This is a genomic window from Streptomyces sp. SA15, from assembly GCF_002291145.1.
In the GTDB taxonomy this organism is placed as follows: domain Bacteria; phylum Actinomycetota; class Actinomycetes; order Streptomycetales; family Streptomycetaceae; genus Streptomyces.
This window is the reverse complement of record NZ_NTGE01000012.1, coordinates 1-20,218: the sequence shown is the minus strand read 5'-3', so window position 1 is coordinate 20,218 and position 20,218 is coordinate 1. Positions and strand designations below refer to the sequence as shown.

Below are 20,218 nucleotides of genomic sequence, written 5' to 3'. Positions count from 1 at the left end.
TGTGCCCGCCCGCCCCCGCCGGCCGCGGTCCGCTCTCGGCAGGCCTCACCAACGACCCGCTGCGCGCCCACGACACCCCGGCCCTCGCCGGCGTCCTGCGCCCCTACCTGCGCGGCCGGCTGCCGGAGCACATGGTGCCCGCCACCCTCACCGCGCTCGACGCGCTGCCGCGCACCAGCAACGGCAAACTCGACCGCCGCGCCCTGCCCGACCCCGAGACCGGACCGCGCACCGGACGTGCGGCGCGCACCCCGCAGGAAGAGATCATGTGCTCGCTCTTCGCGGACGTGCTCGGCCTGCCCGCCGTCGGCCCCACCGACAACTTCTTCGACCTGGGCGGCCACTCCCTGCTCGGCACCCGGCTCATCAACCGGGTCCGCTCCACCCTCGGCACCGACCTGCCGATCCGGTTCCTGTTCCAGCACCCCACCCCGGCGGAGCTGGCCGCCGCGCTGGACACGACCGGACCCGGCAGCCACACGCCCCTGCGACCCGTGCCCCGCACCGGCGAGACACCCCTGTCGTTCGCCCAGAGCCGTCTGTGGTTCATCAACCAGATGGAAGGGCCCAGCTCCACCTACCACATCCCGCTCGGCCTGCGGATCACCGGCGCCCTCGACGTCGACGCCCTGCGCGCGGCCCTCGACGACGTGGTCGCCCGCCACGAGAGCCTGCGCACCGTCTTCCCCGCTCCCGGCGGCCGCCCCCACCAGAAGATCCTCGACCCGGCACCCCCCTGCCACCTGCGGCAGATACCCGTCGACCCCGACCGCCTCGACGAGGCGATCGCCGCCGCCGTCGCCGAACCCTTCGATCTGGCCGTGGAGATTCCGGTGCGGGGGGAGTTGTTCGTGGTGGGGGAGGGGCGGTGTGTGCTGGTTTTGACGTTGCATCACATCGCTGGGGACGGGTGGTCGTTGGCGCCGTTGGCGCGGGATGTGGTGGCCGCTTATGGGGCGCGGGTCGAGGGCCGGGTGCCGCGGTGGGAGGCGTTGCCGGTGCAGTACGCGGATTACGCGGTGTGGCAGCGGCGGGTGCTGGGGGAGGAGTCGGACGCGGGCAGTGAGATGGCGCGTCAGGTGGCGTACTGGCGTGAGCGGCTGGCGGGGTTGCCGGATCAGTTGCGGATCCCGGCGGACCGGCCGCGTCCTGCGGTGTTCTCCCACCGGGGTGGCAGTTGTGTCTTCCGTTTGGAGGGGGAGTTGCACCGGGGGTTGGTGGGGCTGGCGCGGGATGCGTCGGCGACGTTGTTCATGGTGGTGCAGGCGGGTCTGGTGGCGTTGTTGTCCCGGCTGGGTGCGGGGGACGACATCGCGGTGGGCTCGCCCGTGGCGGGGCGGACGGACGAGGCGCTGGACGATCTGGTCGGGTTCTTCGTGAACACGCTGGTGCTGCGTACGGATGTCTCGGGTGATCCGTCCTTCCGTGAGTTGCTGGGCCGGGTCCGTGAGGGGGATCTGGCGGCTTACGCGCATCAGGACGTGCCGTTCGAGCGGCTGGTCGAGGTGCTCAACCCGACCCGGTCGCTGTCCCGCAACCCCCTCGTCCAGGTCATGCTCGCCCTCCAGAACACCCCCGAGGCAGCGTTCCGCCTGCCCGGCCTGACCGTCGAACCCGAACACCTCAGGCCCGAGGTCTCCCGGTTCGACCTCGCCGTCTTCCTCACCGAGGCGCACACCGACGACGGCGACCCCGACGGGGTCTGGGGCCTGGTCGAGTACAGCGGCGACCTCTTCGAGCGGAACACCGTGGAACGGCTCATCGACCGGCTGACGACGATGCTGCGCGCCTGTGCCGACGACGCCGACCAGCGCATCAGCGCCGTGGACCTGCTGGAGCCCGGCGAACGGCACCTGCTGCTCACCGAGTGGAACGACACCACCCGCCCGGACACCCCGGCACCGCTGACGCTCACCGACCGGTTCGCCGACCTCGTACGCACCCAGCCGGACGCGCCCGCCGTCACCGCCGCCGGCGAGACCCTGACGTACGCCGAACTCGACCGCCGCTCCGACCACCTCGCCCGCCTGCTGCGCGGACGCGGCGTCGACGCGGAGCGTCCCGTCGCCATGCTCACCGAGCGCGGCGCCCATCTAGCGGTCGGCGTACTCGGCGTCCTCAAGGCGGGTGGGGCCTACGTCCCGCTCAACGCCGACCACCCGCCGGCCCGCCGGGCCGCCGTCCTCGCCGAGATCCGGCCGCCCGTGCTGCTCACCGACCGTGCCCTGCGCGACGAGGCGGCCGCACACGGCCTCGCGCAGCTCGTCCTCGACGACGACCTCCCGCAGCCCGACGGCACCCCGGCACCCCTGCCGCCCGTCCGCGACCCCGACCGGCTCGCCGCCATCATGTACACCTCCGGCTCCACCGGCCGGCCCAAGGGGGTCGCCCTCACCCACGGGGGCATCGAGTGCCTGCGGCACGACCGCGTCTGGACCCCGGGTAGCACCGACCGCGTCCTGCTCCACTCCGCCCACGCCTGGGACGCCTTCAACATGGAGTTCTGGCTGCCCCTCATGGCCGGCGGGCACGTGGTCATGGCCCCGCCCGGCCACCTCGACCTGCGGGTGCTCGCCCGTGCCGTCACCGAGGGGCGGATCACCGGACTCCTGCTGCCCACCGGTGTGTTCAACACCACCGCCGAGGACCGCACCGACTGGCTGCGCGGCCTGACCGCCCTGTGGACCGGCGGCGACGTCCTCTCCCCGGCCGCCGCCGCCCGCCTGGCCGCGGACTGCCCCGACACCACCATGGTCAACGGTTACGGCCCCACCGAGACCACCGTCTACGCCTCCTGCCACACCTTCCGCGGCACCTGCGACCCCGAAGCGCCCGTCCCCGTCGGCGTCGCCCTCGACGAGATGCGGCTCTACGCCCTCGACGACCACCTGGCCCCCGTCCCCGTGGGAGTGCCGGGCGAGCTGTACATAGCGGGCGCGGGCATGGCGCGCGGCTACCACCAGGCCCCCGCCGAGACCGCCGCGCGCTTCGTCGCCGACCCCTTCGGCCCGCCCGGCGGCCGCCTGTACCGCACCGGCGACGTGGTCCGCCGCGACACCGAGGGCCGCCTGCACTTCGTCGGCCGTACGGACTCGCAGGTCAAGCTGCGCGGACTGCGCGTCGAACTCGGCGAGATCGAGACCGCCATGCGCGGCCACCCCCAGATCTCCCAGGCGGCCGCCCTCGTCCGAGAGGACCGGCCCGGCGAACGGCAGCTCGTCGCCTACGTCGTCCCCCGGGACGGCGCCGAACGCGACCCGAGCGACGAGGCCGAGCAGGTCGGCGAGTGGCAGGACGTCTACGAGGAGGTGTACCGGGACGCCGCCACCGCGCCGTTCGGCGAGAACTTCGCCGGCTGGGGCAGCAGCTACGACTCCCGGCCCATCCCGCTGCCCCAGATGCGCGAGTGGCGCGACGCCACCGTCGACCGCGTCCGCGCCCTGCGCCCCCGCCGGGTGCTGGAGATCGGCGTCGGCAGCGGCCTGATCCTGTCCCGGCTCGCCGAGGAGTGCGAGACGTACTGGGCGACCGACTTCTCCGCCACGGCCATCGAGGCGCTGCGCACCCAGCTGGCCGACCGGCCCGCGCTGCGAGACCGCGTCCACCTGCGGGTGCAGCCCGCCGACGTCACCGACGGGCTCCCCGCGGCCCACTTCGACACCGTCGTGATCAACTCCGTCGTCCCCTACTTCCCGCACGCCTCCTACCTCGCCGACGTCATCGCGAGCGCCATGGAGCTGCTCGCCCCCGGCGGCTCCCTCTTCCTCGGAGACGTACGCAACCACCGGCTGCTGCGCTGCTTCGCCGCCGCCGTGCAGCTCCACCGGCCCGACGAGCAGCGGGACGCGGCCGCCGTGCGCCGCGCCGTCGAGCAGGACGTGCTGCTGGAGACAGAACTGCTGGTCGACCCCGAGTTCTTCCCGGCGCTGCGGTGCCGCATCCCCGCCATCGACGCCGTCGACGTACGCGTCAAACGCGGCCGTCACCACAACGAGCTCAGCCGCCACCGTTACGACGTCGTCCTCCGTAAGCGCGGCGGCCCCGGCGTCCCGGCACCGCGCCCCGCCGCCACCCTCCACTGGGGCCGCGACCTGGACGACCCGGCCGCACTCGAACACCTGCTGGCCACCCGGCCGCAGGCGCTGCGGGTGGCGGGCGTGCCCAACGCCCGACTGGCGCCCGAGACCGCCGCACTACGGCTGCTGGACGGATCCGGCGACCTCACCGTCGCCCGCCGCGCGGTCCGCGCCCCGGCCACCACCCACCCGGCGATCGACCCGGAGGACCTGCACGCCCTCGCCGCACGCCTCGGCCGCCGCGCCGCCGTCACCTGGTCCGCCGACTCACCGGACGGCGACCTCGACGTCCTGTTCAGCGCGCCGGGCGACACCGGTGCCGACGGGCACACCCCGGTGCCCGACGTCATCGACGACCTGTACTCCCCGGCCGTCACGACGGCCGCCGACCCGGCGCGGTTCGCCAACAGCCCCCGCCGCTCACGGCTCACCGGCTCCCTCGTGTCCTCCCTGCGCGAGTACCTGAGCGACCGGCTTCCGGCGTCGGGGGTGCCGGCGGCGTTCGTGGTGCTGGAGCGGTTGCCGTTGACGGTGAACGGGAAGCTGGACCGGGCGGCGTTGCCGGTGCCGGAGTTCTCCGGCGGTGGCCGGGGTCGGGTGGCGCGGTCGCCTCGGGAGGAGATCCTGTGCGGTCTGTTCGCCGAGGTGCTGGGGCTGGCGTCGGTGGCGGCGGACGACGACTTCTTCGTGGCGGGTGGTCATTCGCTGCTGGCGACGCGGCTGGTGTCCCGGGTGCGGTCGGTGTTCGGGGTGGAGTTGCCGGTGCGGGCGCTGTTCGACAGTCCCACGCCGGCCGGGCTGGTGCGGCACCTGGACGCTGCCACCACCGCCCGCCCACCCCTGCGGCCCGCCGACCGGACGGGCGGCGAGGTGCCCCTGTCGTTCGCCCAGTGGCGCCTGTGGTTCCTCGACCAGGTCGAAGGCGCCGGCCCCACCTACAACATCCCCTACGCCATGCGGCTGTCAGGCCACCTCGACGTCGACGCCCTGCGCGCGGCCCTCGACGACGTGGTCGCCCGCCACGAGGTGCTGCGCACCGTCTTCCCGCAGCATGACGGACGGCCCCGCCAGCACATCCTCGCGCCCGACACCGCCCACGTGCCCTTCACCCTCGAACACACCACAGAGGACGACCTCCCGGCCGCCCTCACCGCGGCCGGCCGGCAGGGCTTCGACCTCGCCGCCGACCTGCCCGTCCGCGCCCGCCTGCTGCGCACCGCTCCGACCGAGGCCGTCCTGTTGCTGACGGTGCATCACATAGCTGGCGACGGCTGGTCGATGGCGCCCCTGGCCCGCGACCTGATGACGGCCTACCGGGCCCGGACGGCGGGCCGGGCACCGGAATGGACGCAGCTGCCCGTGCAGTACGCCGACTACGCGCTGTGGCAGCACCGCCTCCTGGGCCAGGAGGACGACCCGCACAGCGAACTCGCCCGCCAGCTCGACCACTGGCGGCGCACCCTGGCGGACCTGCCCGACGAGATCACCCTGCCCGCCGACCGCCCCCGCCCGCCCGTCGCCGGCTACGACGGCGCCCTGATCCGCTTCCGCCTCGACGAGGAGCTGCACCGGGGGTTGGTGGGGCTGGCGCGGGACGCGTCGGCGACGTTGTTCATGGTCGTCCAAGCGGGTCTGGTGGCGTTGTTGTCCCGGCTGGGTGCCGGGGACGACATCGCGGTGGGCTCACCCGTGGCGGGGCGGACGGACGAGGCGCTGGACGATCTGGTCGGGTTCTTCGTGAACACCCTCGTGCTGCGTACGGACGTCTCCGGTGATCCGTCCTTCCGTGAGCTGCTGGGCCGGGTCCGCGAAGGGGACCTGGCGGCCTACGCGCATCAGGACGTGCCGTTCGAGCGGCTGGTCGAGGTCCTCAACCCCGCCCGGTCCCTGTCCCGCAACCCCCTCGTCCAGGTCATGCTCGCCCTGCAGAACATGCCCCGCGCCGAACTCGGCCTGCCCGGACTGCGGGTGCGCCCGGAACCGCTCGACATCGGCGTGTCCAAGTTCGACCTCTCCTTCCACCTGCGCGAGAGCCGCGGCCCCGACGGCACGCCCCAGGGCGTGGACGGCGTCCTGGAGTACAGCACCGACCTCTTCGACCACGACACCGCGCAGGCCCTCGCCGACCGCCTGGTCCGCGCCCTGCGCGAGCTCGTCGCCCACCCCGACCAGCCGGTGAGCGCCGCGGACCTGCTGGCCCCCCGCGAGCACCACGCCCTCCAGCGCTGGAACGACACCGCGGCCCCGGCCCGCCCCGGCACCCTGCCGGACCACTTCCAGGCCCAGGTCACGCGCACCCCGCACGCCACGGCCCTCCGGCACGCCGGTACCGACCTCGCCTATCGCGAGCTCAACGCCCGCGCCAACCGGCTCGCCCGCCACCTCGTCGCGGCCGGCGTCGGTGCCGAGGACCTGGTGGGCCTTGCCCTGCCGCGCACGCCCGACCTGGTCGTCGCCGTCCTCGCCGTCCTCAAGGCCGGCGCCGCCTACCTCCCGCTCGACCCGGACCACCCGGCGCCGCGAGTCGCCCTCATGCTCGACGATGCCGCCGCCGCCCTCGTCCTGACCACGCGGGAGACTGCCACCGCCCTGCCCCACGGCCACCGACGCACCGTCCTCGACGACCCGGACGTCCAGGCCGCCCTGGCCCGGCACTCCGACGCCGACCTCACCGACGCCGACCGCGTCCGCCCGCTGTACCCGGACAACGCCGCCTACGCCCTGTTCACCTCCGGCTCCACCGGACGCCCCAAGGCCGTCGTCGTACCCCACCGCAACGTCGTCGACCTGGCGGCCTGGGCCGTCGGCGAAGTCGGCCCCGCGGAGCTGGCGTCCGTCGCCGCCACGACCTCCCTCGGCTTCGACGTCTCCGCCTTCGAACTGTTCGCCCCACTGCTCGGCGGTGGCCGCGTCGACCTGGCCGACGACGTCCTGGCCCTCGCCCGGGACGGTGACTGCGCCACCGGCCTGCTGAGCACGGTGCCGTCAGCCATGGCCGCCCTGCTCGCCGACCCGGCCACCCCGCCCCGCGCCCTGCGCCCCCGCACCCTGCTGTACGCGGGCGAGGCCCTGACCGCCCGGCTGGTCCACGACACCCGCGCCGCCTTCCCCGGCTGCCGGATCCTCAACGTCTACGGGCCGACCGAGGCCACCGTCTACGCGACCCGTGCGGTCCTGGACCCCGACGACGACACCGAGCCCACCATCGGCTCACCGCTGCGCAACATCACCGCCCACATCCTGGACCGCGCGCTGCGCCCCCTGCCGCCCGGCTCGACAGGAGAGCTCTACCTCGCCGGCGACCTGCACCTCGCCCGCGGCTACCTCGGCCGAGGCACCCTCACCGCCGAACGGTTCGTCGCCCATCCCTACGGCCCGCCCGGCAGCCGCATGTACCGCACCGGCGACCTCGCCCGCTGGACGGCCGACGGCCGCATCGAGTACCTGGGCCGCAGCGACGACCAGGTCAAGATCAGGGGCGTCCGCGTGGAACCCCGCGAGATCGAGGCCGCCCTGGCCGCCCTGCCCTCCGTCCGCCACTGCGCCGTCACCGCCCACGACGACCCGGACGGCGGCAGGCGCCTCGTCGCCCATGTCGTCCCCCGCGACCCCGGCACCCTCACCCCCGACGACGTGCGCGCCCGGGCAGTCGAGGTCCTTCCGGCGTCGGTGGTGCCGGCGGCGTTCGTGGTGCTGGAGCGGTTGCCGTTGACGGTGAACGGGAAGCTGGACCGGGCGGCGTTGCCGGTGCCGGAGTTCTCCGGCGGTGGCCGGGGTCGGGTGGCGCGGTCGCCTCGGGAGGAGATCCTGTGCGGTCTGTTCGCCGAGGTGCTGGGGCTGGCGTCGGTGGCGGCGGACGACGACTTCTTCGTGGCGGGTGGTCATTCGCTGCTGGCGACGCGGCTGGTGTCCCGGGTGCGGTCGGTGTTCGGGGTGGAGTTGCCGGTGCGGGCGCTGTTCGACAGTCCCACGCCGGCCGGGCTGGTGCGGCACCTGGACGCTGCCACCACCGCCCGCCCACCCCTGCGGCCCGCCGACCGGACGAGCGGCGAGGTGCCCCTGTCGTTCGCCCAGAGCCGCCTGTGGTTCATCAACCAGATGGAAGGCCCGGCCCCCACCTACAACATCCCCCTGGCGCTCGCGCTGGACGGCCCCGTCGACCCGGACGTGCTGCGTGCGGCCCTGCACGACGTGGTCGCCCGCCACGAGGTGCTGCGCACCGTCTACCCGGGCGCCGACGGCGAGGCCGTCGCCCGGATCCTCCCGCCCGAGGCCGCCACCCCCGTACTGGACGTTCGGACGGTCGACGACACCGATGCCACGGACCTCGACACCCAACTGCACAGGGCGGCCCGCCACCCCTTCGATCTGGCGGTGGAGATTCCGGTGCGGGGGGAGTTGTTCGTGGTGGGGGAGGGGCGGTGTGTGCTGGTTTTGACGTTGCATCACATCGCTGGGGACGGGTGGTCGTTGGCGCCGTTGGCGCGGGATGTGGTGGCCGCTTATGGGGCGCGGGTCGAGGGCCGGGTGCCGCGGTGGGAGGCGTTGCCGGTGCAGTACGCGGATTACGCGGTGTGGCAGCGGCGGGTGCTGGGGGAGGAGTCGGACGCGGGCAGTGAGATGGCGCGTCAGGTGGCGTACTGGCGTGAGCGGCTGGCGGGGTTGCCGGATCAGTTGCGGATCCCGGCGGACCGGCCGCGTCCTGCGGTGTTCTCCCACCGGGGTGGCAGTTGTGTCTTCCGTTTGGAGGGGGAGTTGCACCGGGGGTTGGTGGGGCTGGCGCGGGATGCGTCGGCGACGTTGTTCATGGTGGTGCAGGCGGGTCTGGTGGCGTTGTTGTCCCGGCTGGGTGCGGGGGACGACATCGCGGTGGGCTCGCCCGTGGCGGGGCGGACGGACGAGGCGCTGGACGATCTGGTCGGGTTCTTCGTGAACACCCTCGTGCTGCGTACGGACGTCTCCGGTGATCCGTCCTTCCGTGAGTTGCTGGGCCGGGTCCGTGAGGGGGATCTGGCGGCCTACGCGCATCAGGATGTGCCGTTCGAGCGGCTGGTCGAGGTGCTCAACCCGACCCGGTCGCTGTCCCGCAACCCCCTCGTCCAGGTCATGCTCGCCCTCCAGAACACCCCCCGCGCCGACTTCCGCCTCGGCGGCGCGAAGGCCGAGTACCTTGCGCTGACCGCCGGGGCAGCCCGATTCGACCTGTCGCTGTTCTGCCACGAACGCCACGATGCCGACGGCCGCCCGGCCGGGCTCGACGTCATGGCCGAGTACAGCACCGACCTCTTCGAGCGGGACACCGTCCGCACCCTGCTGAACCGCCTCGCCCGGCTGCTGAGCGCCGCCGTGGAGGACCCCGGCCGCACGGTCGGCTCCCTGGACCTCCTCACCGACGAGGAGCGCCGGCTGATGCTGACCGACTGGAACGACACCGCCCGGCCCACGGCACCCCAGCCGCACGGCGGACTCCAGGAGGCCTTCCGCGCCCGGGTCGAGGCCGTCCCCGACACCGTCGCGGTCCGCGCCGACGGACACGGCCTCACCTACCGAGAACTCGACGAACGGGCCAACCGCCTGGCACACCACCTCATCGCGCTGGGCGCCCGCCCGCAGACCGCGGTCGGTGTCCTGCAGGAGCGCTCCGCGGACCTGGTCGTGTCGATCCTCGCCATCGTCAAGGCCGGCTGCGTCTACGTGCCCCTGCACACCGGCTACCCGGCGGCCTGGACCCGGATGGCGCTCACCCGCACCGGCGCGCGGATCCTGCTCACCGACCGCACCCTGCGCGCCCGCGACGTACGCCACGACGGCCCCGTCGTGGTCGTCGACGACGAACCGGCCCTCGCCACCCACAGCGTGGCCGACCCGTGCGTGCCGGGCGACCCCGACCACCTCGCCTACGTCATGTTCACCTCCGGCTCCACCGGCGAACCCAAGGGTGTCGAGATCACCCACCGGAACGTCCTCGACCTCGCCCACGACCCGGTGTGGCACGGCCCGTACGAGGAGGGCGCCGGATCCTGCCGCAACCCGCGCTGCTCCGCCGAACGCGTGCTGCTGCACTCCCCGCACGCCTTCGACCCGTCCACCTTCGAGCTGTGGGCACCCCTGCTCAACGGCCACCGCGTGGTCGTCGCCCCGGCCGGCGAACTCGACCTGGGCGCGCTGGAACGCGTCATGATCGACGAACAGGTCACCGGCGTGCTGTACACCGCCGGACTGTTCCGCCTGATCGCCGAGGAACGCCCGGAGAGTTTCGCCGGGGTGCGCGAGGTGTGGACCGGCGGCGACGTGGTCTCCCCGACCGCCGTGCAGCGCCTCCTCGACACCTGCCCCGACACCACGGTCACGGCCGTCTACGGCCCCACCGAGATCACCCTGTGCGCCACCCAGTACCCCATGCGCCACCCCCATCGCGTCGAGCACACCGTGCCGCTGGGCCGTCCCATGGCCGACACCCGGGTGTATGTGCTGGACGGGGCGTTGCGGCCGGTGCCGGTGGGGGTGCGTGGTGAGTTGTATGTGGCGGGTGCGGGTGTGGCGCGGGGGTATGCGGGGCGTGCGGGGCTGACGGCGGAGCGGTTCGTGGCGGATCCGTTCTCCGGTGGCGGGGGGCGGATGTATCGCACGGGTGATGTGGTGCCGTGGCGTGCGGACGGGGTGCTGGAGTTCGCGGGGCGTTCGGACGGGCAGGTGAAGATCCGCGGGTTCCGTGTCGAGACCGCCGAGATCGAGGCCGTACTCGTCCGGCACACCGAACTCGCCCAGGCCACCGTGGTGACCCGGGAGGACCGCCCCGGCGACCGGACCCTCGCCGCCTACCTGGTCCCCGCGGACGCCGGCGCGACCGCCCCGACCGACCGCGACCTGCGGACCGAGGCCGAGCACGTCGAGGAGTGGCACGGACTCTACGACGCCCTGTACCGGGAGAGCGCCGACAACCCGTTCGCGGGCTGGAACAGCAGTTATGACGGGGCGCCGATTGCGGTGGCGGAGATGGAGGAGTGGCGTGCGGCGGCGGTGGCGCGGATCGGTGCTCTGGGTCCGGGCCGGGTGCTGGAGGTGGGTGTGGGCAACGGGCTGTTGCTGCGGGAGCTGGCGGCGCGGTCGGAGTGCTACTGGGGTGTGGATGTGTCGTCGGCGGCGGTGGAGCGGGTGCGGGCCGCGATCGTGGGGGAGGAGTGGGCGGATCGGGTGCGGTTGCGGGTGGGTTCGGCGCTTGAGACCGAGGGGTTGCCGCGGGGGTTCTTCGACACGGTGGTACTGAACTCGGTGGTGCAGTACTTCCCCGGCGCGCGGTATGCGGTGGAGGTGCTGCGGGGGCTGGTGCCGCTGCTGGCGCCCGGCGGGCGGATCTTCGTCGGTGACGTACGCGACCTGCGCCACCACCGCACCTTCGCCGCCTCCGTCGCCCTGCACCGTGCGGACGCCTCGACGAGCCTGTCCGACCTGCGCACGGCCGTCGAACGCGAGGTGCTGCTGGAGAACGAACTCCTGCTCGCACCCGACTTCTTCGCCACGCTGCACACCGAGATCGACGCCGTCACCGCCGTCGACGTGGGCCTGAAACGCTCCGTCCACCACAACGAACTGAGCGCCTACCGCTACGACGTCGTCCTGCACACCGACCCCGCCGCCGCCTCGGACGTGCCGCCCGCCCGCACCCTGCGCTGGGGCCACGACGTCCACGACCTGACGGGGCTGGCCGAACACCTCGCCCACGCACCCGACGGCCCACTGACCGTCACCCGCGTACCCGACCGGCGCGTCGCCGCCCCGCTCGCCGCCGTCACCGCCCTCGACAACGGCAGCGACCCCGAGGTGGTCCTCGGCCGGTTGCGCGGAGCGCTCCCCACGGACCTGCCCGACCCGGAGGAACTCCACCGCCTCGCCGACCGTCATAGCCTGCGGGCGGCGCTGGTGCCCGCACCGGGCCAGACGGGACGGTACGACGTCACGTTCACCCCTGCCCCACGGGCCGGCGCAGGCCAGGCCGCCGCGCTGGGCCGCTACCGGCCCACGGCCGAGGCCGCGGCGTTCCCGGTGTGGGCCCATGCCGGACATCCGCGCCGCGCGGACGACCACGCCGCGCTGATCGCCCGCGTCCGCGCCCACCTCACCGAGCGGCTCCCCGAGTACATGCTTCCCAGCCACTTCACCGTGCTGGACCGGCTGCCGTTGACACTGAACGGCAAGGTCGACCACCGCGCCCTGCCCGACCCCGGACTGCGCGAGAGCCGCGGGGGCCGGCCGCCGACTTCCGTGCCGGAGGACCTGCTGTGCCGGCTCTTCGCCGAAGTGCTGGGCCGGGACTCGGTCGGCGTCGACGACGACTTCTTCGCGCTCGGCGGGCACTCGCTGCTCGCCGCCCGGCTCATCAACCGGGTCCGGGCCACCTTCGGCACGGAGCTCGCCGTGCGCACCCTGTTCGAGGCGCCCACCGTCGCCCGGCTGGCCGCCCGGCTCGGGGTGTCCGACGGTTCCGACGCCTTCGAGGTGATGCTGCCGCTGCGGCACGGCGGCGACCGCGCCCCGCTGTTCTGTCTCCACCCGGCCGGCGGCATCAGCTGGGTGTACTCCGGACTGCTCCGCTCCCTCGACCACCGCAGGCCGGTGTACGGCGTCCAGGCGCGCGGCCTGAGCGAGCCGGGCGGCACCCCGCACGGCATCGCCGAACTCGCCGCGGACTACGCCGAACGGATCCGGCAGATCCAGCCGGCCGGCCCCTACCACCTGCTCGGCTGGTCCCTGGGCGGTCTGCTCGCCCACGCGGTCGCCGTCCACCTGGAGGCCCAGGGCGAGAAGGTCGCCACCCTCGCCCTGCTGGACGCCTATCCCGACATCGAACGTCCCGCCGACGCCGACGACCGGCAGGGCGACGACACCATGACCCGCGGCATCCACCAGGTGCTGCTCGCCGAGGCCGGGATCGACCCGCGGCACGCGGCCGACCGGGACCTGGGCCGGGACGAGGTCGTCGCCCTGCTCAAGGAGGGCAGTACCGCACTGGCCGGCCTCATGGACGAGGACCGGGTCGAGGCCTTCACCGACGTCTTCGTCCGGTGCAGCCGCATGATGTTCGACCCGCCGCTGGGCACCGTCCAGAGCGACGTGCTGTTCTTCGCGGCCACCGCCGGCCGCGTCGACGGGGCGCCCCCCGCCGAGAGCTGGGAGCGGTACACGACCGGACGGGTCGTGGTGCACGACATCCCCTGCGAGCACGCCGAGATGGTCCGCGCCGACCCCGTCCGGCGCATCGGCGAGATCCTCGCCGACCACCTCGGCGACACCCCCTGACCGGCCCGAAAACCCGCCCCCCAATTCCCCGACCCGCTGCAAGACCGCGATCCGGGACAACCATCCGAGCCCCCGACCCAGGAGGAGAGGAACACACCATGACCAACCCGTTCGAGGACCCGGAGGGCCGCTTCCTCGTGCTCGTCAACGACGAGGGGCAGTACTCCCTGTGGCCGGTCTTCGCCGACGTGCCCGACGGCTGGACGGTCGCCCACGAGGAGGACGACCGGGCCTCCTGCCTGGAGTGGATCGAACACACCTGGACCGACATGCGGCCCAGGAGCCTGGCCGCCCGCATGGACGGCGCGCCGGTCCCGGGCGCCCGCACCGAATGAGTGGGGAGACCGTGGCGCACGCCCCCGGCACCGCGCGCTCCGCCCTGGAACAGGACGCCCGGGCCCTCACGGCGCAACTCGCCGGGGTACGCACGCACCTGGACCGGCTGCCGCAGCGCCCCGACCGCTCAGCCGCCCAGCAGCACACCGCGCGACGCCTGCTGGCCGAAGCACGCGCCGCCCGGGAGGAGTTCCTCGGCCGCCACGTCCGCGAGGTGTACGCCACGCTCACCGAAGGCCTCGGCCGCGTACCGCGCGTGGCCGAACTGCTCGCGGCGGCCGCCCGGCACTACCCGGGCCTCGTCCCCGCCGAGGCCGACCTGGCCGCCGACCGGGCCCGGGAGCAGCGCGCCAAGGAGGGCTGGGAGATCGACCAGGGCATCTTCGTCGCCCACGTGCTCGACGACCGCCCCAGCGGACGCCACCTGCTGCACGCCATGACCCGGCCGCGGCAGCGGGCCCTGGGGCTGCTCGACGAGTTCCGCCAGCGGGACGCGGTCGACCTCGGCCCGGTCGCCGTCCACCACAAGAACGGCCTCGGACACGTCACCTTCCAGAACCACCGCTACCTCAACGCCGAGGACGACGCGTCCAACCAGGCCCTGGAGATCGCCGTCGACCTCGTGCTGCTCGACGACCGCATCGACGTCGGCGTGCTGCGCGGCGGGACCGCCACCCACCCCAAGTGGGCCGGCCGCCGCGTCTTCGGCGCCGGCATCAACCTCACCCACCTCAGACAGGGCCGCATCTCCCTCGTCGACTTCTTCCTCGACCGGGAGCTCGGCGCGGTCAACAAGATGTACCGCGGTCACTCCGGCGCCTTCACCGGCGAGGCCGAACCGCGCAGCGCCCGGGAGAAGCCGTGGATCGCCACCGTCGACGCCTTCGCCATCGGCGGGGGCTGCCAGTTCCTGCTGGTCATGGACCACGTCGTGGCGCAGAAGGAGGCGTACGTCAACCTGCCCGCCGGGCGCGAGGGCATCATCCCCGGCTGCGGGGTGCTGCGGCTGCCCCGCTTCATCGGTGAGCAACTGGCCCGGCAGGCCGTCCTGTTCAACCGGGACATCCCCGTGGACAGCCCCGAGGGCCACATGATCGTCTCCGAGACGTTGCCCGCGGCGGAGCTCGAATCCGCGACGGACCGGGCCGTCGAGTCACTGCGCGCCATGGGCACGACCAGCGTGCTGGCCAACCGGCGTGCCCTGCGGATGTCGGTGGAACCACAGGACGCCTTCCGCCGGTACATGGCCAACTACGCCCGTGAGCAGGGCTACTGCGCCCACAGCCAGGCCGTGACCGACAACCTGGACCGCACCTGGGCGCGGTGACGCCCGCCGGAACCCGCAGGGGAGCGGAAAAGCCGGACGCCCGATGCCGTGATGGCACCGGGCGTCCGGCGTTCTCTGTTCGATTGCGCCATCGGCCGGTCAGGCCCCGGGCCGCCCGCCGATGCCCCAGCGGCTGCGGGGCACCTCCTGGAGCGTCACCCAGGTCTGCTCCCGCGCGCTCTCGCCCAGCACCCGGCCGACCGCGTCGGTCAGCGCGGCGATCAGCTCCGCGTCGGTGCCGTCCTTGAGCCGTCCCTCGTACAGCTTGACCTCGATCAGTGGCATGCTCGGTCCCTTTCGGTGACTCGTCGACTCGGGAGGGGGCGTCGTCGGCGTCCCGTGGCGCCGTCGTGCGTCAGCCGGCCGTCAGCGAGGCCAGCGCGTCGTCCAGCGCCCACACGAGGTGGTCGACCTGGGCGTCGGTCAGACCCGGATGGCAGGGCAGGTTGACGTGCTCGCCGAACCAGAGCCGCTCGGCGACCGGGCACTCGCCCGCCCCGTGCCCGCGGGCGCGCCACTCGGGCGTCAGATGCATCGGGAAGTACCGCAGTTCCACTTCGACACCGCGCTCGTCCAGTCCGCGCACCAGCTTCTCGCGCACGCCCTGCCGCTGGGTGACGAAGAACGTGTACAGGTGGTAGGCGTGCTCCATCCCCGCACCCGGGCGCGGCACCCGGCACAGCGGATGGCGCTCCAGCACCGCGTCCAGCCGCGCCGCGATGGCCCGGCGGCGGGCCACCAGCTCCTCCAGCCGCGTCAGTTGCACCAGCCCCACCGCGCACGCGGCCTCCGACAGCGTCGCGTTGGTCCCGGGGCGCCGCACACCCTCGCAGACGGTGCGGTAGACCGACGAGGAGTACTTCATCCACGGCAGCAGGTCGGGCACGCCGTCCGCGGGCTCGGGCCGGCCGGTGTACAGCCCGTCGGGCTCGTTGGACCTCAGCCGGTCCAGCCGCGGTGCCCACTCCTCCCGGTCGAAGGTGATCATGCCGCCCTCGCCGAGGGACGTGATGTTCTTGGACGAATGGAAGCTGAAGCACCCGAGATCGCCCAGCGACCCCGGTCGGCGGCCCCGGTAGCTGCTGCCGAGCGCGTGCGCACAGTCCTCGACGACCGTGATGCCACGCTCCCGGGCCAGCGCCATGACGCGGTCCATGTCCGCCGGCCACCCCCCGTAGTGCACCAGCACGATGGCCCGGGTGCGGTCGGTGACCAGCTCCGCCAGCCGGTCCGGGTCCACGTTGAGCGAGTCGGGGTCGACATCGCAGAACCTCACCCGGGCGGGCGAGCCGAGCAGCGGCTGCACGGTCGCCTGATAGGTCTGCGGGGTGGCGACGACCTCGTCCCCCTCCCGGAGATCCAGCAGGTACAGGGCGAGTTCCAGCGCCACCGTGCCGCTGGTCACCGACAGCGCGTACCGCGTCCCCACATGCCGGGCGAACCGCTCCTCGAACCGCTCCCGTTGCTCGCCGGAGGACAGCGCGGCCCGGGAGGAGAGCAGGGCGGCCAGCGCCTCGGTCTCCTCCCGGCCGAGCACACTGCCCCGGCTCGCCGCCGGCACCGCGTACGACCCGGCCGTCCGGCCCCGTGCCGTCGACCGCTCGGCCTGCCGCACGGCTCACCCCCTTGACTCGCCGACGTCGGCCCGCAGCCGTTTCTTGTCCACCTTGTTCAGACCGGTCAGCGGGAAGGAGTCCAGCAGGACCAGCCGCTCCGGCAGCTTGAAGTCGGCCACGCCGCGGGAGGACAGGAAGGTCTTCAGGTCCTTCAGGCTCGGCGCCCCGTCCGCCGCCGGGATCACGCAGGCGCACACCCGCTCGCCCAGCACGGGGTCGGCGACCGGGATCACCGCGGCCTGCCGGACCCGGGGATGGGCGCTGACGTGGCGTTCCACCTCGGTCGCGGAGACCTTGTCCCCACCCCGCACGATGACGTCCTTCACCCTGCCCTCGACGACCACCCCGCCCTGCCCGGTCATGCGCACCAGATCGCCGGTGCGGTAGAAGCCGTCCTCGTCGAAGGCCGTGGCGTTGTGCTCGGGAGCCCGGTAGTAGCCGCGCAGGGTGTACGGGCCGCGGGTGAGCAGCTCGCCCGTCTCGCCCACCGGCACCGGACGGCCCTGCGGGTCGACGACGCGGAGCTCGTCCTCGGGGGAGATCGGGCGGCCCTGGGTCGTCATGACCGTCTCGGGGCCGTCCGTGCTCCTGGTCATGCACAACAGCCCCTCGGCCATGCCGAACACCTGCTGCAGCGCACAGCCGAACGACGGCTCGATCCGGCGCGCGACCTCAGGATGCAGCTTCGCGCTGCCGATCTGGAGCGTGCGCAGACTGGGCAGGTCGCGGTCGATCCACTCCCGTCCGTCCAGCCACATGTGGGCGATCGTCGGCACCACGGAGGTCAGCGTGACCCGCTCCGCCTCGATCAGGGCGAAGCACTCCTCGGGGTCGGTGCCGCTCGCCAGCACGACCCGGCCGCCGGCGCCCAGCACACCCAGGACGCCGGGGCAGCCCCAGGTGAAGTTGAACGGCAGCGGCAGCACCGCGAGATACACGCACGTCTCGTCGACGCCGCAGATCTCAGCGCTGACCCGGGTCTGGTACGCGTAGTCGTCGTGGGTGCGGGGGATGAGCTTCGGCAGCGCGGTGGTGCCGCCGGACAGCAGGAAGAACGCGACGTCGTGCGGCTCCGGCCCGTCCTCGGGCCCCCCCGCGTCCGCCGCGCCGTCCTGCGGGGCGGACAGTGCGTCGAACGGCGTGTACGGGCCCGGGTCGCCGACCACGAACACCTCCCGCACCGACGGCACCTCGGCCTTGACCGTGCCGGCGAGCGTGCGGTAGTCGAAGCCGTGGTGGGTGTCGGGCACGACGTAGGCGACGGCCTCGGCATGCCGGCACAGGTAGGTGATCTCGTTCGCGCGGTGGGCGGGCAGGGAGAAGACGGGCAGCGCCCCCAGGCGGTGCAGGGCGAAGCACAGCACCACGAACTCGCAGACGTTGGGCAACTGGACCACGACCCGGTCGTCGCGGGCGACCCCACGGGCACGCAGTCCGGCGGCGACGCCATCCACCCAGGCGTCCAACTCCCGGTAGGTCACCCTCCGTCCGCCCGACACCAGCGCCACCCTGTCCCGGTACTCCACGGCCCAGCGCCGCAGCTCGTCCCCCAGCGTCCGCCCCTCCCAGAGGCCGAGCTTCCGGTACCTGTCGGCCGTCTCCCGCGGCCAGTCGACGCATCCTTCAAGCACAGCAACTCCTTAGACGACGAATCGTGCGGTACGGAAGTGAATTCACGGAAGCGATACCCGGAATTCGGCTCCCTTTCTGCCCGTTGCGTTTGTTCCCGTTGTTTTCTGCCTTTTCTGCCCGTGCTGCGTTCTGCTACGGTGCCGGACATGACCAGGAATTGCATTCCGCAGACCCAGGAAGAACTCCGCCGTGTGATCGCCGAACGGATCGGCCTGGAACCGCACGACATAAGCGAGCATCACAGCCTGTTCGAACTCGGACTTGATTCGGTTACCGCACTTTCCCTGATCGGGTCCTGGCGCCGTGCGGGCCTGGACCGCCCGGCCCACGACTTCATCGATGCGCCGACACTGGGGGACTGGTGGCGGCTCGTGGCCGTGCACTGAACCGCCGCCCGACAAGCCGGTGCCGGGGACTCTACGGGGGCGCCGGGCGCCCTGGCAATTGTTCTGGTGAACCGCTGACAATGCGCTGACGCACTGACGCGGAAACGCCCCTGGGGCGACGAAAACGGCCGCCGCGGCGTTGCCCGGTGGCCGGAACTCTTCTAAACGTGAAGGAGTCCGAACGCACCATTGGCGGCGCGGGAGCGCCCGATACGAAGGCGGCAACCCAGCAATGGAATTCGGTGTGAACTTCTTCCCCGTCGTCGACCCGGAGGTCAGGAGCGCCACCGAGTGCTACGACCTCTCCTGCGAACTCGCGGAACTGGCCGACGAACTGGGGTACGAGCACGTCCAGACCGTGGAGCACTACTTCACCCCCTACGGCGGCTACTGCCCCGACCCGGTCACGCTGCTCACCGCCATGGCGGCCCGCACCCGTCGCGTCCGCATCGTCACCGGCGCGGTCATCCCGGCCTTCACACACCCCGTGAAGCTGGCCGGCAAGCTCGCCATGCTGGACCACCTGTCCCACGGCCGCCTCGACGTCGGCTTCGGACGCGCCTTCCTGCCCGCCGAGTTCGCCGCCTTCGAAGTGCCGATGGACGAGAGCCGGGCGCGCTTCACCGAGGGCGTCGAGGCATGCCGGCAGCTGTGGACCACGGAGAACCTCGTGTGGCGCGGCAAGTTCCACAGCTTCGGGCCGGTCACGCTGCTGCCCCGCCCCTACCAGCGTCCCCATCCGCCGATCTTCGTCGCCTCCGCCACCAGTGCCGAGTCGTGTGCCGCCGCCGGACGCGCCGGGCACCACCTCCAGGTCGTCCCGTCGGTCACCACGACCGAGCAGTTGCAGGGCATGCTGGACGCCTACCGGCAGGCGTGGGCCGCGGCCGGGCACGAGCCGGGCGGTCACCGCATCCAGATCAAGTACACGTGCTACCTGTCCGAACGCCACGACGAGGCGCTGGCCGAGGGGGAGCGCTGGGAGCGGTCGTACGTCACGCACATGGCCCGCGCCGTGGCGCCGCTGGCCGCCGGCGGCGGGGCGGACTACCCCGGCTACGAGACGTTCGCCGAGAAGGCGGCCGGCTATGACTTCCACCGGTCGCTGGCGGCGAACAAGGTCCTGGCCGGCGACTGCGACGCCGTACGCGACCAGATCACCGCCATCCGCTCGGCCCTCGGCACCGACCTCGACATGAGCCTCCAATTCAGCCCCGGCGCCCTCGGCCGCGACCAGGCGGTCACCGCCATGCGCCTGTTCGCCGAGAACGTGATACCGGCGTTCCGGGAGTCCCGCGAACACGCCGCCGTCTGACCGCCCTCGACCGGCCCACCGGCGCCGCGGTGCTCCCTGCGTGAGAGGCGGCGCCCGATACGGGCTGGTGCACCTCGCCGGGGCGCGCCCGTTCGCCCGACGCCGCGCCGCGGGCCGCCTTTCGCCCGTACTCGCCGGGGGTCCTCTGCGCAGGAGCGGACCCGGCCGGGTCCGCTCCTGGTGGTAAGGACCGTTTGGCGGCGCCGTGAGTCCCGGCCCGCCTACGCCGCCCG

At 73.1% G+C, this 20,218-nt stretch carries 8 protein-coding genes; 5 read left to right on the top strand and 3 right to left on the bottom strand.

The annotated features are described in order from the left end of the window. Nucleotides 1-131: 131 nt before the first annotated feature. From CLM62_RS01390 to CLM62_RS01380, 3 genes are all read left to right on the top strand, one after another. Nucleotides 132-13,373, top strand: coding sequence for a non-ribosomal peptide synthetase (locus CLM62_RS01390; RefSeq protein WP_218835532.1), 13,242 nt, complete (start codon nucleotides 132-134; stop codon nucleotides 13,371-13,373). A 98-nt stretch (nucleotides 13,374-13,471) separates the two neighbouring features. Then, nucleotides 13,472-13,708, top strand: a complete 237-nt coding sequence (locus CLM62_RS01385; protein WP_095748045.1) for an MbtH family protein — start codon at nucleotides 13,472-13,474, stop codon at nucleotides 13,706-13,708. Between the two features lie 11 nt (nucleotides 13,709-13,719). Then, nucleotides 13,720-15,036: an enoyl-CoA hydratase/isomerase family protein gene (locus CLM62_RS01380; RefSeq protein ID WP_107483743.1), complete on the top strand. Its 1,317-nt coding sequence runs from the start codon at nucleotides 13,720-13,722 to the stop codon at nucleotides 15,034-15,036. 99 nt (nucleotides 15,037-15,135) lie between these two features. Here CLM62_RS01380 and CLM62_RS01375 read toward each other — a convergent pair whose 3' ends face one another. The 3 genes from CLM62_RS01375 to CLM62_RS01365 form a co-directional block, all read right to left on the bottom strand. Beyond that, nucleotides 15,136-15,321, bottom strand: a complete 186-nt coding sequence (locus tag CLM62_RS01375) for a tautomerase family protein (RefSeq protein ID WP_095748043.1) — start codon at nucleotides 15,319-15,321, stop codon at nucleotides 15,136-15,138. Between the two features lie 70 nt (nucleotides 15,322-15,391). Further along, nucleotides 15,392-16,651 (bottom strand): DegT/DnrJ/EryC1/StrS aminotransferase family protein, encoded by a 1,260-nt coding sequence (locus CLM62_RS01370; protein ID WP_095748042.1) that lies wholly within the window; start codon nucleotides 16,649-16,651, stop codon nucleotides 15,392-15,394. Between the two features lie 3 nt (nucleotides 16,652-16,654). Then, nucleotides 16,655-18,283 (bottom strand): (2,3-dihydroxybenzoyl)adenylate synthase, encoded by a 1,629-nt coding sequence (locus tag CLM62_RS01365; RefSeq protein ID WP_095748041.1) that lies wholly within the window; start codon nucleotides 18,281-18,283, stop codon nucleotides 16,655-16,657. Between the two features lie 147 nt (nucleotides 18,284-18,430). On the opposite strand from CLM62_RS01365, the gene CLM62_RS01360 reads away from it, so the two are divergent. Together CLM62_RS01360 and CLM62_RS01355 are read left to right on the top strand one after the other, a co-directional pair. Next, nucleotides 18,431-18,670, top strand: coding sequence for an acyl carrier protein (locus tag CLM62_RS01360; protein ID WP_095748040.1), 240 nt, complete (start codon nucleotides 18,431-18,433; stop codon nucleotides 18,668-18,670). Nucleotides 18,671-18,914: 244 nt separating this feature from the next. Continuing rightward, nucleotides 18,915-19,985, top strand: a complete 1,071-nt coding sequence (locus CLM62_RS01355) for an LLM class flavin-dependent oxidoreductase (protein WP_306457875.1) — start codon at nucleotides 18,915-18,917, stop codon at nucleotides 19,983-19,985. Nucleotides 19,986-20,218 lie beyond the last annotated feature (233 nt).